This is a genomic window from Bacillus sp. CR71 (assembly GCF_003429245.1).
GTDB lineage: Bacteria > Bacillota > Bacilli > Bacillales > Bacillaceae_G > Bacillus_A > Bacillus_A thuringiensis_S.
In genome coordinates this window covers 885,320-902,092 of record NZ_CP031748.1, presented here as the reverse complement: position 1 = coordinate 902,092, position 16,773 = coordinate 885,320, and the positions used below count along the sequence as shown (strand labels likewise).

The following is a 16,773-nucleotide window of genomic DNA, read 5'->3' as shown; positions in this document are numbered from 1 at the left end:
ATATAAAGTTCACCTACTGTCCCAATAGGGACAAGTTTTTTAGCTTCATTTAATACATATACCTCTACATTGGGAATGGACCGACCAATAGGAGGTGCTCCATCTCCTTTGTATATTCCCGCAACGGTATAAACTGTAGTTTCTGTTGGACCATACGCATTAATAAAAAGGTGATTTTGCATCCATCGTTTTGCCACTTGTTCACTACAGGCTGATCCCGCAGAAATAACAACCTGTAAATCTTTAAATACAGATTCATCTAACAAATTAAGTACCGTAGGGGGTAAAAGTGCATGTGTAATTTTATTTTTTTGCAAGAACTGAGTAAGTGGTTCAACTGGCATAATATCGTGTTGACTACATACATATAAAGTTCCACCTGAAACTAGGCTAGTAAATATCTCAAATACTGAAGCATCAAATGATAATGAGGCAAATTGAATATTTCTACTGTCTGAATTCATTTTTGTTAAATTAATACTAGAAATAATAAAGTTACATAAGCTTTTTTGTTCAATTAATACCCCTTTGGGTTTTCCTGTAGATCCAGATGTATAGATTACATATGCCAAATTATCTGGTTTAACTTCAATTGTAGGATTTATATTTTTTTCTCTCGAAATATTCATTTCATGTTCTTTTATATTAATACAGTCTATTTCTTTAGGTATCCACTGTGTTGGATGGTTTTGGGTTAGCAATACTTGTATGTTGGCATCTTTCAAGATATATTCAAGCCTCTTTGTTGGATATGCGGGATCTAGTGGGACATATGCGCCACCAGCTTTTATTATTCCTAATATACTTACAATCATCTCTAAAGAACGTTCTATATAAACCCCTACCATACTTTCAGGGCCTATGTTTCGTTTTTGTAGATAAAAAGCTAATTGATTTACTTTTTCATTTAATTCCTTATAAGTTAACTGTTGATCTTTATATACCAACGCAACAGAATCTGGATTCTGAATTACTTGCTGTTCAAATAATTTTTGAACAGTGTGTTCTGGTCTGTTTGATAATTTAAGATTAGTATTCATTATATCACTCCTTGAATATTATATTTAACAGTACTCATAGCGGTCCCAACAACAAAGCGCGAATTTCATACGCTCAGGAATTATAAAGATTATAGCCTTAGCGTACAGAATCTATGAAATGTTGGTGCTACCCCATAAGGAAAACGTAAACAATCTCATTAGGCATATTAACTTTTAGGGGCAATGCCTTAATAAGTCAATTATATAACAAGTATTAACATTTGAAGGTTTAAATTTTAAAAATTTAGTCAATTAAGAAAACAGAATGATTCATTGTATTTGCATCCCTAAAAAAATCCCATCTGTTCATTTTGTACAAAAAACTTTAAATCAACATTGATATTATAATGAATTAGTTAAATTATAAATATAAGTAAATAGCGAAGAATATTGCATTCTTACTGAAAGATATATATATTTATCTAAAAATAATATATGCATTAAATATATACATATAGTTATACGCATCTATTAATAAATCCATCATCATCTTTTCTTTTTAAAGTGTTCCAAATATAAATTAATGTATAATTTATATATAACAAAGAAAAAAGTACCTACTCTTATAGGTACTTTTTTCTATTTTGATTAATTGTGCATCTAGTTACAATTGCGACTTCATTTATATTTGAACAAAGGTTAACTAAAATGAGTGGGTCTATAAAAGATTACTATTTAAATAATATAAAAATAGATTGTTCAAATTAAGAATTCTAAAGATCCTAGATTATGCCTAAACAGATAAGTAGCTAACCATCTCTACACTCGATACCACAGAAAGACTGCCAGTAATGGTGGTCTTTTTAAATTGGTGAGATTGTACTAGGTTGAGCAAAAAAATGGAACCGAAAAAGTTATTTCTAATGAGGATAGCCTTCTTATGATGAAGTTTAATTCAGTGGATCTGCAAGCAAACATAAAAGAAGGAAAAAATTACAATTTTACTTTACGTGGATATAGAGTACCTATACTTTCATGGTTTCCAAATTTAGATGGTGCCGAACCACAAAATTAGCACTATTCTTTAATAAAAAATCCTACTCATTTTTTACTGAGTAGGATTTTTTATTAAAGAGCTATTTCGTATTAATTTGTGCCATCATTTAATATGCTATTTTTAAATGATTTCCAAATTTAATAACTAATTATCTAAATTTCTAAATTCTATACAGCACTATCAATTAAAAAATTATTAAATATATCTTCTATCTAAAACATCGTATTATCATTAGCTGCTTCACTTGGAATCTCTTGAATTACATCCCAGTGTTCGACAATCTTTCCATCCTTGATACGAAATATATCCACTATAGCAACTCCCTTATCTTGAGAATTAGTACGAGAATGTACATGAAGAGCAACCGTATCCCCTTCAGCTACTACACGTTTAATCTCTGCAGAGGAATTAGGATTTTTAACAAAATCCTCCTTAAAGAAATCCATGAAGGCTTTTCGTCCATCAGCAACAAAAGGATTATGTTGCTTATACTCTTCACCTACATATTTAGGGATAATATCGATATTATGTTTGTTAAAAACTTCATTATAGAAATCAACTACCATCTTTTTATTCTTTTCATTTTCTTTTACTTTTACTTCTTTTGATACAGAAGCAACATTTTCGCTCTTAATTGAGTTCCCTTTGTTATTACCGGTGGAAGCTTGATATACCAAAGTCGAAACTACTCCTAAAATAAATACAGAAATAATTGTTATGATTAAACTTTTCTCTAATTTCATATATACCTACCTCTTCTACTTAAATAAGTTTTCTTCTATAAAAAGTTTGAAGAAGGAGAAACCTTCCCAAAAATGTAATGTCAGGGGTAATGTTAGGAATTTCATTTATCCTCCCCCTATACAAGGCATATTAGAAACGATTAACTCTAACTTAATACCTCATTAACAGTTGCACTGTCCACAATTTGTATAAACTTCTTAACCTTATCGTTCTCATCAAACTTATAAAGATGACAAAAATCTGCTACAAATGGCTTCCCTGTAGCTTTATATGTTCCACTATATTTTCCATACACAATAACAGTATTGTTATTAAAAGCATAAATTTCATCTTTTGCACTATAGTTATCCCATTCCGTACCAAGACGTTCATGTACGTTCTTCACTACTTCATCTGGACCAATATAAGTACCCGCATATGGAAACCCAGCAGCTTCTGTCCAAGATACATTTTCACTTAAATACGTTTTGAACGCATCCAATTTCCCTTCGCCAGTTAACACATACGTTTCATGTAATAGCTTTTGATATTTATTCATATCATTAACCCCAAGGCATTTCTTTTGTTACAACTTTTGCACTTAATTCTAATACACCTTTATTTGCATAGCCTGGATATGCTGCATCAAGTCTTGCTACAAAATCTTTTGAAGTTTTACTTTCCTCAGAAGCTTGAATCGCAGTTCTTAGATAATCCATTGTCGCAGTAAGTGCTTGATTATTTAAGGATTTTTCAATTGATCCATGGCTAGGTACAATGATGTCAGCATGTAATGCTTGTAACACTTTCAAGTTTTCAATCCAAGCCTCCATTGCCGCTTTTGAGCTAGTATCAGCTAAGAATACATGGATTTCGTTAAATACATCAATACCACCAATTAATACTTTCAGCTCTTTATTAAATAAGCTAGTTCTGTAATGATCTAAGCCTACTAGTTCAAATGTTAACCCCTGAAAATCAATTGTTTTTTCTTTAAACACTTGAGGTAATACCACGTTATTCGGTGCATTTTCTCCAAGGGCGTCTTTCCAAACTTTTAATTTCCCTAAGACAGAATGAACGATATGTTCAACAGTAGACTCTGTTGCATACGCTATAGCTTCTGGGTAAACGGCTTTAATGCTCTCTAATCCAAAGTAGTAGTCTGGATCCCCATGAATAATAAAGATTTTATCTAGAGATAAGTTGTTTTTTTTCAGATACTCAACAATTTCTTTCGAATCAGATTGAGTAAATTTTGAGTTTATTAAAAATGCATGTCCTGCTTTCTCAACTAATGTTGCCGTGACCATAAAGCTTTTTTCGTCCGAACTAAACACCGTTAATTTCACATCTTTTTGATTTGTATCGATTGTTTTAAACATAGTATGTTATTCTCCTTTTGTTAAAGTTATTAACTAATCATCATATTTTTATCTTGTTCCGATAAAGTGAAACTTTAATCAGTGGGGGTTTTGTTCATCCCCCACTGATTATTAGTTGAACCAATCGGACTTTTACGGACAGTTGATCCCCCACCTAACTTCTTTGCTTCCACTGAATTTTGAGGTGGGGTTCTTACTGCCCGTTAAAGCGGGATAAAATCTCCCACTCCCATTTATCTGAAAGTGTAATAGTACTGGCGAATATTCCGGAGATGAATGTCAGGTGGCCTAAGATAACATGTTTGCTACTATATCCTAAATTTTCTTAATATAAATTTTTAAAACGCGCTTCAATTTTACCTGGCGTCATTACGCCACCACCAATAGGAATAATTTGATTATCCTTTTGTAAAAGTAATGAAGGATAGCTATTAACACCAAGCTGTCGAACTTTATTGAAATCATTTTGGACATCTAATATTGTTTCTTGAGCGTTTAAACGTTCTAATACTTGTTCAGGGTCCAAACCATGCTCGATTGCAATTTTGCGATATGTTTCAGGATCACTCAGACTTTGGCCCTCATAATAAAACGCTTTTTGCATAGCCGAAGTGAATTCTAATAAACGGTCTGGCGCTAATGAGCGTAAAGCTGAAAAACCAATTGCAGCATCTTTCGAATTCATTTTAAAAGTCCCTTCCTCCACCAATTTTTGATAGGAAGGACCAAATTCAGCACCTGTAAGTTGATTAATTCTTTTATTTCCCTCTTCTATATATGAGAAGTTTTTCATTGGTAAATTATCTAAAAATAACCCTCCACATAAAACTGTTAATGGCACTTCAGTGTGGTTTTTGTAAAATCCTTTAATACTTTCTGAAAAACCATAGCACCATCCACAATATGCATCCCATACGTAAATAAGGTTATCTTGTTTCGTCTCCATTTAAATCTCCTACCTTTTTTTTATTATCCAGCTCAACTAAATTTTTGGTTTATATAAGTACATCTTTTTATACCTTGTTCTTTTTTAGATACCTTACTATATTTCCCCAAAACTAATATTTCCAAAGAAAGATCCACCAAGGTTTTTAACAAAAGATAACGTTGCACCTTATTGCCCCGTAACAGAAAATACTAAAGCTTGGAATATGCATTGATTTGAATGTGTTAGTAACTTTCTACACCGGGTGGCAACGTATGGACCACCATCCTTAATTAAATATATAAATCATATTTTTAGCAGATATTAGTTGTAACTAAATTGATTACATCTTTATGTAACTATTTTAGTTACAACTAATATAGAAGTCAATTCTTTTTTTCAAAAACATTAAATTTCTACATTAAGTTACAACCAATCCCACTCTTTACAAAAATATATCAACGTTTCGACACAACATATCGATTTACCGACAAATTTCGAGCGCGCTATCTCCTAAACTAACAACCAATCCCACACCACGTCCACCTACAAAGAAAAAAAGCACCAGGTCCCCCCTAGTGCTCTCCCCCTAAAACAAATGACAAGCCACCTCATGCCCCTTCGCAATCTCACCCATCTTCGGTACTTCCTGTGCGCATTTTTCAGTGGCGAATTTGCAGCGCGTTCTGAATTTGCAGCCGGATGGTGAGTTTAGTGGGCTTGGTACTTCTCCCTCTAGGATGATCCGTTCTTTGCCTGTGTTTGTTGGATCTGGTTCTGGCATGGATGAGAGTAGTGCTTGTGTGTATGGATGTGCCGGTTTTGTGTATAGGTCTTCACTGTCGGCAATTTCTACTATGTTTCCTAAGTACATGACTCCGATTCGGTCTGATATGTGCCTTACCATAGATAGGTCATGTGCGATGAATAAGTATGTGACGCCTGTTTCTTCTTGAATGTCTTGCAGCATGTTTACGACTTGTGCTTGGACTGAGACATCGAGTGCTGAGATTGGTTCGTCACATAAGATAAAGTCTGGTTTTACAGATAGTGCCCGCGCGATGCTAATGCGCTGGCGCTGGCCTCCGCTAAATTCGTGCGGATAGCGATATAAATGTTCTTCTTTTAAACCTACCTTTTTCAGAAGGTCTAAAATGATTTCTTTTTGTTCTTCTTTTTCGTAGGAACCGTGAATGTTCATCGGTTCGCTAATAATTTGGAATACATTCATTGCCGGGTTTAATGATGCGTATGGATCTTGGAAAATGATTTGCATTCTTTTTCGATATTCTTTTAGTTCACTTTCCTTTAAACTTGCGATATCTTTTCCGTCAAACAAAACGTTACCTGAAGTGACATCATGTAAGCGAATGATACTTCTTCCTGTCGTTGATTTTCCACAGCCAGATTCCCCTACTAACCCGAATGTTTCACCCTTTTTAATAGTGAAGCTTAAGTCATCGACTGCTTTTAATTGCTCTGTTTTTCTGCCGAATAGTCCTTTTTTAATAGGAAAATACTTTTTTAAGTTCCGAACTTCAATTAAGTTTTCTTCATGCATGTGAATCACCTACTGTCTTATCGTTTAACCAGCACATGGAACGTCTTTCGTTTCCGATTTCAAAATATGGCGGACGTTCTTTTTCACAAATGTCCATCGCATGCGGGCAACGCTCTGCGAATGGGCAACCTTGTGGCGGGTTTAATAAGTTTGGCGTTACACCTTGAATAGGAGCGAGTCTTTCTTTTACGCCGTTCGCTATTTTTGGCAAAGAGTTTAATAGCCCTTTCGTATATGGATGATTCGGCGATTGGAAAATATCAAGTACAGGTCCTTCTTCCATAATAAGCCCGCCGTACATAACGATAACGCGCGTACAGTTTTGCGCGACGATTCCTAAGTCATGCGTAATAAGAAGTAACGCCATATTCGTTTCGTTCTTTAAGTTTTTCATTAAATCTAGTATTTGCGCCTGTATCGTTACATCAAGTGCAGTCGTCGGTTCGTCAGCAATAAGAAGGTCCGGATTACAAGACATCGCCATTGCGATCATAATCCGCTGCTTCATACCACCGCTTAGTTCATGCGGATATTGTTTTACCCTTTCTTCTGGTGACGAAAGGCCGACTTGTTTTAACAAGTTGATCGCAATCTGCTCTGCTTCTTTCTTTTTCACTTTTTGATGACGTATAATTACTTCCGTCATTTGTTTCCCAATTTTCACGACTGGATTTAGCGCTGACATTGGGTCTTGAGAGATAAGTGAAATTTGATTTCCTCTAATAGAACGTAATTCTTTTTCAGATTTAGAAAGTATGTTTTCATTATGAAAAAGGATTTCCCCTTCTTTCACTTTTCCTGGTGACGTAACGAGAGACATAACAGACTTCGCCATTACACTCTTCCCGCTTCCAGATTCCCCAACGATACCAACTACTTCTCCTTTATGTAAACGAAATGTAACGCCGCGAACCGCTTCTACTTCTCCGCTTTCTATGAAAAAAGAAGTCTTTAAATTATTCACTTCTAATAGTTTTTCAGACACGTTTCTCACTCCTTTCACGTAACACTTTAGTTTTCATTTCCAGCTCCTTTTGGCGCGAAAGCTTTCTTCAATGCTTCACCAATTACGTTAAAACTAAGTACCGTTAAAAGGATAAGGAATCCTGGGAAGAGCGTTAAATACCAAGCTTCGCCAATATACCCTTGCGCATTGTTTAGCATGCTGCCCCAAGAAGAATCTGGTTCTCTAATACCTAATCCTAAGAAGCTAAGTGATGATTCCATTAAAATCGATGTCGCAATTGTTAATGTCGCAGCGATAATAATGGTTGATAAAATGTTTGGAATGATATGTCTTACAATAATTGCAAGTGATTTCTGTCCAGATACTTTTGCATACAAAACGTACTCACGCTCTTTTACAGATAGCGTTTCTGCCCTTACAATACGAGCGGTGTCCATCCATGTTAGTAATCCAATAATAAGAACTAACGTCGTAATCCCTGGTTTTAAATAAGCATTTAATAACAGCATTAAGAAGAATGATGGAATTGACATAAGTACTTCTACAATTCGCATTAAGAAGTTGTCTAACTTTCCGCCATAATATCCACTAATTGTTCCAACTGCGGTTCCGATTGTAATAGATACAACCATTGCAAGAAAACCAACCGCAAGCGAAACGCGTCCGCCATATAATGCCCTCGTTAAGTAATCCCTTCCGTAATCATCCGTGCCGAAAGGATGACTCATACTCGGTTCTTGTAAACGATCTGGAATCGACATTTTGCTAGGATCGTATGGCGATACGAATGCAAAAATGGATGCGATCGTTAAAACCGCAAGTATAATAACTCCCATTAGTACAAACTTATTTTTCGTAAAACTACTTTTTATCGTTTGAAATCTCCTATTATTCATTCCAAATCACCCCCTCATTCGAATGCGCGGATCTACTACGCCATATAAAATATCAGCAATTAAGTTACCGAGAATTAACATGAATGATGATAATAATGTAATTGCCATGATAATCGGATAATCAAATCTAAAAATAGCATTTACCCCGAGCGAACCAAGTCCTGGCCATGAGAATACTGTTTCCGTAATAAACGCCCCGCCTACTAAACTTGGAATAGATAACCCGAAAATTGTAATGATCGGTATTAATACATTTCGAAGTACGTGATTAAATAAAACGGTCTTCTTTGAAGCACCGTACGCATATTGAATTTGTACGTAGTCTTCTTCTAATTGCTGAATCGTACTTGAACGAATATATCTCATATAAACAGAGACGTTTTGGAACGCAAGCACCATACAAGGTAAAATGCCGTGTTGGACAATATCCCAGACGGAATCTTGACCGACTGTGCGCATACCCATGCTCGGAAGAAGGTTCAACTTTAAAGAGAATAAGTAAATTAATAGTAAAGCGAACCAAAAGACTGGCATTGAAATTCCCACATAAGAGATAAAGTTCACAATGCGATCAAAGATAGAATTCTTTTTCACACCTGTAAGTAGTCCAAGCGGGATTGCGATTACAAATGAGACGAGTAAAGACGATCCCATTAAGCCGATTGTCGCAGGTAACCTTTCTACAATAAGATCTAGAACAGGACGATGGTTTTGAAGTGAATAACCAAAGTTCCCTGTTAAAATATTTTTTAACCATAAAATATACTGCATATAAATTGGTTGATCTAGCCCTAAACTTGTGCGAATACGCTCAACATCAATTGGACTCATATTCGGCGTGACAAAGTTTCGAACCGGATCGCCCGGTGCTAGTTTTATTAATAGAAAAGAAATAATAGAAATAACAAATAAAAGCGGAATTGCATTTAAAAGCCTCTTCCCAATTACTTTATACACAAACTTCCCCCCTCAAGGTAAAGTGAAACTTTCATTAGCCTACATCAATTAGGCTTTAACTTGATAAAGAAGCTGATTTCCACCAGCTTCTTTATTGTTTCTTATTTCACTTCATAAATCTTAGATAGATCTTCAAACATTGTGACAGGAATTGCTTTCGCTTCTTTTAATCCATCAAACTTTTTATCTACTGCAATAACTGCTTTCGGATACGCGATTGGTAGATAAGGTACGTCTTCTCTAGCTGTCTCTTGAATTTTATGGTATAGCTCTGCGCGTTTTGTTTTATCTGTCTCAACTGCAGCTTCTTCCCATAACTTATCGAAATCAGCGTTTTTATATCGTGCATAATTGTATTCAGCATTGCTTAAGAATAAGCTCTTATATGAATCTGGCTCAGGTCCCATTATGTAACCACCAAATGTAATGTCATATTCTTTATTCTCTTTATCTAAGCCTTTTTCACTTGCCGCACTAGCATCTAATGCATTTAGTTCAACTTCTAAGCCAACTTCTTTTAATTTTTGTTGTGTATAAAGCGCTAAGCTTTCCATAATTTTATTATTCGTTACATACATCACACGTACTTTTTCCTTATCTTTCACGCCAGCTTTTGCTAATAAATCTTTCGCTTCTTTTTTATCATACTTATAGTCTTTAATATCTTTCGCATAATACATAGCGTCTGGCGTTAAGATTGAATTTGCTGGTTCTGCAAATTCACCCGAAACGAATGCTGAGTTAATCATTTCTTTCTTATCTAACGCATGTGCAATTGCTTGGCGCACTTCTTTTTTCTTCATAAGATCAGTATTCATGTTATAAGATAAGTAGAATAATCTACCTTCAGGGAATGTCACCATTGAGAAGTTCCCAGTGCTATCTAGTTTCTTAAAGTCTTGCGGCTCAATCATCTTCATGTTGATTTGACCATTTTGCAGTGAAACATTTGCTGTATTACGGTCTTTTACAACGCGGTATACGATAGAGTCTAATTTAGCTTTCCCACCTACATAATCATCAAATCGATCTAATGCAACGTACTCATCTGATTTATACTCTTTAAACTTAAACGGCCCTGATCCTACAGGCTGTAAGTTTTTCTTACTCTTCGCTAAATCTGCTTCCCCTTCAAATACATGTTTCGGAATTGGGAAGAAATCATTCATCACACCTTCGAAAGATGCGCTTACTTGTGGTAAAACGAATTGAGTTGTTAACTCATCTACCTTTTTCACCTCAAGCGGCTTTCCTTTAAAAATAAAGTTTTCACGACTTGAGCTATTTTGCTTCTCATCCAAAATAGATTGGAATGTAAATGCTATATCGTCTGATGTAATTTTCTTACCATCATGCCATTTCAAATTATCTTTTAATTTCAATGTCCACGTTAATTGATCTTCTGAAGGCGTAAAGCTCTCAGCAAGGACAAACTTTTTCTTACCGTCTTCCATATGATATAGCGGCGCATATAAAGCTTGCTGCACAGTTAATGACACACGATCATTCGCATAAAGCGGATTCATCGTATCTGGGTTATCGCTAACACCAATCGTTAACGTTCCTCCATCTTTCGGAGTCCCTGATTTACTAGTGCCCGCTTGCTTCGAAGAATCTTTTTCCCCAGAACAAGCCGCTAATGCAATAAGTAGTATTAGAACAAATGGTAATGCAAATAACTTCTGTTTCATCTTTCGGCCCCCTCGAACTGTTTATACCCATAAGAAAACTCGGAATTAATCCCGAGTTTTCTTATAAGTTTTAAATTACCACTACCTGTATGTAAAGTCAAACTTTTTTGTAAATGTGGAAAGTTTGCAATCTACTAATACATTCTTGCCATAAAATATATTTATAAGGATGATAAAATAAAAAGACCACCAAAAGGCAGTCTCAAAACTCAATCTTACTCCCTACTCCTTGCTCCACCGCTCTCTCATACAAATACTTCGCAACGATAATATCCACTACTGCCAAACCAACTGATTTGAAAATAGTAATCTCTTCATCGCTTTCGCGGCCTGCTTTTTCCTCGCTTATAATTTGACCAAGTTCAGCGTGAATGGCGTTCGCTTTGAATAGACCTTCTTTTATCGGAACTTGGAGATCGCCTGTTTCGTCTAGTGCTGCTTCTTTTGATTCGACTACTACTTTGTTTGCGCTTGTGATGGCGTGAGATGGTAGTTCTTGCATGCTCGGTCTGAATGAGCCGACGGCGTTTACGTGGACGCCTTTTTGTAGTGTTTCTGAGAAGACTGGTGTGGATGCGTTCGTAGTTGTGACGATGATGTCTGCTTCGCTTATTGCTTCATTTGGATCTCTATAAACGTATGCTGGTTTACCTAATTTCTCTTGTATATATTGCGCAAATGCATACGCTTTTTCTTCTGTTCGATTGTATAAAATGACCTTTTCGATATCTCTAACTGCAAATATTGCTTCGGCAATCCCCTTTGCTTGTTCACCCGTGCCGATAATGCATAAAGTTTTTGCGTTATGACGAGCTAAATATTTTGTCGCTACTCCTGATAAGGCACCTGTTCGAATCATCGTTAAGTACGATCCTTCTAAAAGTGCGAGTGGTTCTCCCGTTTGAAAGTCTGATAGCATCACAATCCCATTGATTGTTTTCTTTCCTATCTGTTTATTTTGCGGGACTACCGTTACTATTTTTACTCCAAGTGCCTCAAGCCCTTCCGCTACTGAAGGCATAATTAATGCCGTATTTTGCTCATTCGCAAATGGTAATGAGCCTCTTATTGGTGTAATCGTTCTTTCTGCGGAAAATTCTTTTAAAGCAAGCGCCGCGTATTCAATAACTTCATTCATATTTACTAAGTTTCTTTGTTCGTTCGCGCTTATAACTAGCATATCTTTCCACCCCCTTCTTCTATCCCGTATTAACGGGCAGTAAGACTCCCATCTAAAAATTCAGTTGGACAAAGAAGTTACACGGGAGATCAACTGCCCGTAAAAACCCGATTGGTTCAACTAATAATCAGTGGGGAACCCCTCCACTGATTAAAGTTTCACTTTATCCTAACAAAAATCCCCGTTTCAAATCATCTCTCGGATCTACAACGAACTGATGAAACCCTGTAATAAATGCATGCCCCGTTACTTTCGGAACGACAGCTTCATATGTACCTACCGCTGTTACGGATAATACTTCTCCCTGGAATTTCCCATCAGTAATGCATTCATGGACGAAGATTTCTCCTTTTTGTAAGGCATCTTTTTCAAAAAGAGTTGCGATTCTCGCTGAAGTTCCTGTACCGCAAGGAGAACGGTCTACTTGCCCATCAGCAAAAATCGTTACATTTCGTAGCGTAGCACCTTTGTCTTTCGGTTCATCTGAAAAGATAACGCCGTATATTCCTTTCAATCCTTCTTCAAGTGGATGTTTCACTTCTATTTTGCTCTCTATATAATGTTTAATTTTACCGCCCCACGTTTGAATAGCGGGCAAGTCTTTAAAATCAACTTTCAAACCAAATTCTTTACAGTCTACAACAGCGTAAAATGCTCCTCCAAACGCGATATCTACTTGAAATTCATAGTTATCTATTTTAATAGGAACGTCTTTTTTGTATACAAATGAAGGAACATTTTCAAATGATACAGATTCTACTTCACTCCCGTTATATTTTGCATACGCAACAACTTCTCCGGCCGGGCTATCAATAATGAACTTTTGTTTTTCACCCTTTACTTCAAACATGCCTGTTTCAATTCCAACTGTAATGACAGCAATAATGCCATGACCACACATCGTACTCCATCCTTCATTGTGCATAAATAACACGCCAAAATCAGCATGAGCACTTGCTGGCGGTGTAATGATACAACCGTACATTCCGTGATGCCCTCTCGGTTCATACATCAGAACTTCACGAAGGTAATCCAAATGTTTCATACAGTATGCGCGTCTTTCCAACTGCGTTTCCCCTTTTATTTCTGGCACTCCGCCCGTAATAATTCGAAGCGGTTCCCCAGCTACGTGTGCATCAATCGTTGTATATATTTTACTAACCTTCATTTCTATCTCTCCCCTATACGTTGATACTATTTCCAACGCAAGTATCATGCCAAATCGTATAGCATTCCTTTTTTCAAATCCCCTGGACAATGTGTATTCTTTTTTCAACAAATTCATATACAACTGTCTACTTTTTTATACACGGCTTGGACGTTACGCTATAAAACACCTCGATAACTTTGCAATTTCACTGGTACACACATGTAGGATTCCTTTTATCATTATTATTTTCAATGTAAAGTTACTTCGCTCCCAAACATATACTGTTCAAAAGCAAAAAGGAAGTGATCCAATGTACTACGGAACAAAAGGCTGGTACGTAGCTGAACTAAAAAAATTAGGCGTACGCTATCATGAAGGACGAAAACTAGAAAGTTACCGCGGGCACATATTACGCAATTTATTAATTGCACAACAAGAGAAATTAAAAGAACAGTAATAGATTCTCCTATCACAATATCAACTTATCGCCGCCTACAAACTGCCAATCAATCACACATTAAACTACACTAAAAAGGTCACCCAAACGGGTGACCTTCCTTTCTTATTCACAAACAAGAATTTGTCTAGTAAATGACCCTTTTCTTGTAATACAGCGATCTGTAATTTCAAATCCTGCTTCATGGATCATGTCATCCATTGTCTCCATCGTTACAACGACTACCTTTTTAGCAATGCGGCGCGCACTTGAAAGAATGGAGAGCTGGTCTTCTGGTGTGGCATGCGTAAATAAGTCATACGGCATATCGATAATTGCAACGTCGTAGTTCTCAGTAATTTCTTCAATTGGTCCTTTTGTTACTGTTCCTTCAAATCCAAAATGTGCGATGTTTTTTCTCGTTCCAAGAACTACAAGTGGATTAATATCTCTACCAACGATATTAATCCCCATAGAAAGTGCTTCTACTACTACTGTTCCAATACCGCAGCACGGGTCAATTGCTCGTACTCCCTCTGGATTTGGTACAGCGATATTTGCAACTGATCTCGCAACACGTGTGCTAAGTGATGTCGAATAGCTATGCGGTTTTTTTATGTGATGATACCAAACTGGTTCGCTTTCTACATAGTGCCCGAAGTACCAGCGTCCTCCAAGAGGAACAATCCCGAATACACGCTCTGGATTACGAACATCCGCTTCTCCTTCGATATGCATGCCAAGGTCTCGTTCAATAAGACGTCTTTCTCCATATTCAATTTTATTCTCCCCAACGAGGTCATTGATTTTAACGAAAATAACTTTAAATGTCGCTCCCGCCAAATCAATTTGTTCCACTTGTTTTAAAATGCTTTCTAAGTCGTCCCCTTCATACATAACCTCAACGCGCTCTTTCATAAACGCACTTCTACTCGGGTCAATTTTGACATCACTTTTTAAAATATTAACGTGGGACTCCATTCCAAAGAACGAGCGCATTTCCAAGTAACATAAAGCACGCTCCTCCTCACGAAATGCATACGTATATATACAGGCAGGTGTTTTACTATGATTATTCAATCTATTATCATCCTCTATCGTTTAAAATTGTTATGATTACAATTACTCAATACTTTTCTTTTGTATATAAAATTAAATGATATCATATGCCGGAAATAAAGAGAAACGTTAATAAATAAAAGAGACTGCCAATGGCAATCTCTTATTATTTATTAACGGAAAGAAGACACGTTGTTACCCATTTCTTCATAGTAATCTAAAATACCTTGATAAATAGCTTCCGCTGCATTTTGTCTTTGCGCTGGTGTAGCTATTTTATCTGCATCACTTTTATTATCTACAAATGCTAATTCTGCTAATACAGCTGGCATTGTATTTTCTCTAATTACGTATAAATCGCCTTTTTTCACACCACGATCTTTTGTTCCCAGTGCATCTACAAGACGCTCTTGAATTTTTTCTGCTAGTAAACGACTTTCTGATACGTTAGGATTTGTTCCTCTTGCTGTCGCTGATTCATAGTAGAACGTTTCTGTACCTTGTCCATTTTTCTCTTCCGTGCCATTACCATGAATGCTTACAAAAATATCCCCATTATTTTTTTGAGCAAATTCTACACGTTTCTTTAAAGAATCAGAAGCACTTGTTCCTGGACGTGTATCATCTGTACGAGTGAATAACACAGTAAATGGTGTCTTTTTCTCAAATATCTTCTGTAATCGCAATGATACATCTAATACAGTTTCACTTTCTTTCTCATAATAACCTGGATTACCTGAATCAACTCCGCCATGACCTGGGTCAATGATAATCGCTTTTCCTTCTAAGAAGTTACCCTGCTTCACTGGATTTAATTGATTTTTATTAACCCATTGGAAACCAGCGCCCATGCGGATACGAATCCAGCTGCCGTTCTCTTCAATAACAGTTACTTGTTGTGCGCTATGTGTTCCCATTACTTTTGAAGAAGAAGAAGCTTCTGCATAAGTAGTGAATCCTTCATTAATAACTTCTGTTTTCTCTACTAAAGGTGTCCATTTATCACCTTTACTTGTTGCAATTTTGATCCATCCATCTCGTTCTTCTTTAATTTCAACCATTTGTGGATTATGCTGATTTGCACTAATCCCAGAACTTAATGATGGTGCGTGATATGTAATGAATTTTCTATCTATGTACATTTTCTTTGTTTCTACTGGACGATCACTATTCTTGCTAAATTTATCTGTTTGCGCAGTAAGCTGAGCTGCTTGTTCACGCGTAATAGAATCATTCGGTTTCCAGCCATTCTCTGTACCTAAAGAAAGTTTTAATTCTACTAAAATATTAACTTCTTCTTTACCCCAATGATTCTCTAAATCAGCGAATTTTGTAGGAACTGGTCCTGTTACTTTGCTCTTCAGATTATATGCTCTTACAAGCATAGCTGCCATTTCAGCACGAGTTACTTTTCCTTCAGGATCAAATACTCCTGGTTCTCGCCCTTTAATAATATTCTCTTTTTCCATGGCTGCAATAAATGAAGCTGCCCAACTATTTTTTGCATCATTATAAGACGGCTTTGCATTTGGATCTACTTTAGCCCCAATTGCTGTTGCGATAATCTTTGCTGCCTGGGCACGTGTTAAATTTCCGTATGGCATAAAGTTACCATCTGGCATACCGTTAATTACATTTCTCTCTACTAAATAATAAATTGCGTCTTTCGACCACGCACTATCTGAAACATCAGGAAATTTCTTCGTTTCTGCTAAACTACTAATTGGATGTGCTAGTAAATTTGCTGCTAATAAACCTGCGGCTATTGCTTTGTACTTCATGAAAAATAAATCTCCTCTCAAAACT

General features: G+C 36.3%; 15 protein-coding genes. 1 reads left to right on the top strand and 14 read right to left on the bottom strand.

Features of this window, described 5'->3' with window-relative positions; genetic code table 11:
• The 12 genes from DOS87_RS04630 to DOS87_RS04575 all read right to left on the bottom strand — a co-directional run.
• On the bottom strand, window positions 1-1,040 hold a 1,040-nt coding region (locus DOS87_RS04630), incomplete at its 3' end, for an AMP-binding protein (protein ID WP_208730213.1).
• A gap of 1,209 nt (window positions 1,041-2,249) precedes the next feature.
• Entirely contained in the window at window positions 2,250-2,780 is a 531-nt protein-coding gene (locus tag DOS87_RS04625) for a nuclear transport factor 2 family protein (RefSeq protein ID WP_208730212.1), read from the bottom strand.
• A 146-nt stretch (window positions 2,781-2,926) separates the two neighbouring features.
• Complete coding sequence (locus DOS87_RS04620) at window positions 2,927-3,319, bottom strand: nuclear transport factor 2 family protein (RefSeq protein ID WP_208730211.1); 393 nt, start codon at window positions 3,317-3,319, stop codon at window positions 2,927-2,929.
• Window positions 3,320-3,323: 4 nt separating this feature from the next.
• A complete protein-coding gene (locus DOS87_RS04615; protein ID WP_000477270.1) occupies window positions 3,324-4,145 on the bottom strand; it encodes an MBL fold metallo-hydrolase in 822 nt (273 codons plus the stop codon).
• A 325-nt stretch (window positions 4,146-4,470) separates the two neighbouring features.
• Complete coding sequence (locus DOS87_RS04610) at window positions 4,471-5,091, bottom strand: DsbA family protein (protein WP_000448624.1); 621 nt, start codon at window positions 5,089-5,091, stop codon at window positions 4,471-4,473.
• A gap of 568 nt (window positions 5,092-5,659) precedes the next feature.
• The gene (locus tag DOS87_RS04605) at window positions 5,660-6,631 is read right to left on the bottom strand and encodes an ABC transporter ATP-binding protein (protein WP_142330481.1); all 972 of its coding nucleotides are present in this window, start codon (window positions 6,629-6,631) and stop codon (window positions 5,660-5,662) included.
• Window positions 6,624-7,616, bottom strand: coding sequence for an ABC transporter ATP-binding protein (locus tag DOS87_RS04600; protein ID WP_208730210.1), 993 nt, complete (start codon window positions 7,614-7,616; stop codon window positions 6,624-6,626). Before DOS87_RS04600 ends, DOS87_RS04605 begins: the two co-directional genes overlap by 8 nt.
• Window positions 7,617-7,642: 26 nt before the next feature.
• Window positions 7,643-8,494 (bottom strand): ABC transporter permease, encoded by an 852-nt coding sequence (locus DOS87_RS04595; protein WP_001065307.1) that lies wholly within the window; start codon window positions 8,492-8,494, stop codon window positions 7,643-7,645.
• A 6-nt stretch (window positions 8,495-8,500) separates the two neighbouring features.
• Entirely contained in the window at window positions 8,501-9,451 is a 951-nt protein-coding gene (locus DOS87_RS04590) for an ABC transporter permease (RefSeq protein ID WP_000278807.1), read from the bottom strand.
• Between the two features lie 101 nt (window positions 9,452-9,552).
• On the bottom strand, window positions 9,553-11,142 hold the full coding sequence (locus tag DOS87_RS04585) for an ABC transporter substrate-binding protein (protein WP_000810663.1): 1,590 nt from the start codon (window positions 11,140-11,142) through the stop codon (window positions 9,553-9,555).
• A gap of 202 nt (window positions 11,143-11,344) precedes the next feature.
• Window positions 11,345-12,322 carry an ornithine cyclodeaminase family protein gene (locus DOS87_RS04580; protein ID WP_017762836.1) on the bottom strand — a complete coding sequence of 326 codons (978 nt, stop codon included), beginning with the start codon at window positions 12,320-12,322 and terminating at the stop codon, window positions 11,345-11,347.
• Between the two features lie 163 nt (window positions 12,323-12,485).
• Window positions 12,486-13,490: a proline racemase family protein gene (locus DOS87_RS04575; protein ID WP_086413209.1), complete on the bottom strand. Its 1,005-nt coding sequence runs from the start codon at window positions 13,488-13,490 to the stop codon at window positions 12,486-12,488.
• Between the two features lie 208 nt (window positions 13,491-13,698).
• Between DOS87_RS04575 and DOS87_RS04570 the strand changes: the two genes are divergently transcribed.
• Window positions 13,699-13,929 (top strand): YflJ family protein, encoded by a 231-nt coding sequence (locus DOS87_RS04570; RefSeq protein WP_074790672.1) that lies wholly within the window; start codon window positions 13,699-13,701, stop codon window positions 13,927-13,929.
• Window positions 13,930-14,034: 105 nt separating this feature from the next.
• Here the strand turns inward: DOS87_RS04570 and DOS87_RS04565 are convergent, their stop codons facing one another.
• Complete coding sequence (locus DOS87_RS04565) at window positions 14,035-14,988, bottom strand: TRM11 family SAM-dependent methyltransferase (protein ID WP_001059321.1); 954 nt, start codon at window positions 14,986-14,988, stop codon at window positions 14,035-14,037.
• A gap of 152 nt (window positions 14,989-15,140) precedes the next feature.
• Window positions 15,141-16,748: an N-acetylmuramoyl-L-alanine amidase gene (locus tag DOS87_RS04560; RefSeq protein WP_000875337.1), complete on the bottom strand. Its 1,608-nt coding sequence runs from the start codon at window positions 16,746-16,748 to the stop codon at window positions 15,141-15,143.
• Window positions 16,749-16,773: the final 25 nt, after the last annotated feature.

Coding starts and splice junctions, on each gene's coding strand:
- DOS87_RS04560 (WP_000875337.1), bottom strand. CDS start 16,748: ATGAAGTACAAAGCAATAGCCGCAGGTTTATTAGCAGCAAATTTACTA.
- DOS87_RS04625 (WP_208730212.1), bottom strand. CDS start 2,780: ATGAAATTAGAGAAAAGTTTAATCATAACAATTATTTCTGTATTTATT.
- DOS87_RS04575 (WP_086413209.1), bottom strand. CDS start 13,490: ATGAAGGTTAGTAAAATATATACAACGATTGATGCACACGTAGCTGGG.
- DOS87_RS04620 (WP_208730211.1), bottom strand. CDS start 3,319: ATGAATAAATATCAAAAGCTATTACATGAAACGTATGTGTTAACTGGC.
- DOS87_RS04595 (WP_001065307.1), bottom strand. CDS start 8,494: ATGAATAATAGGAGATTTCAAACGATAAAAAGTAGTTTTACGAAAAAT.
- DOS87_RS04580 (WP_017762836.1), bottom strand. CDS start 12,322: ATGCTAGTTATAAGCGCGAACGAACAAAGAAACTTAGTAAATATGAAT.
- DOS87_RS04585 (WP_000810663.1), bottom strand. CDS start 11,142: ATGAAACAGAAGTTATTTGCATTACCATTTGTTCTAATACTACTTATT.
- DOS87_RS04610 (WP_000448624.1), bottom strand. CDS start 5,091: ATGGAGACGAAACAAGATAACCTTATTTACGTATGGGATGCATATTGT.
- DOS87_RS04615 (WP_000477270.1), bottom strand. CDS start 4,145: ATGTTTAAAACAATCGATACAAATCAAAAAGATGTGAAATTAACGGTG.
- DOS87_RS04605 (WP_142330481.1), bottom strand. CDS start 6,631: ATGCATGAAGAAAACTTAATTGAAGTTCGGAACTTAAAAAAGTATTTT.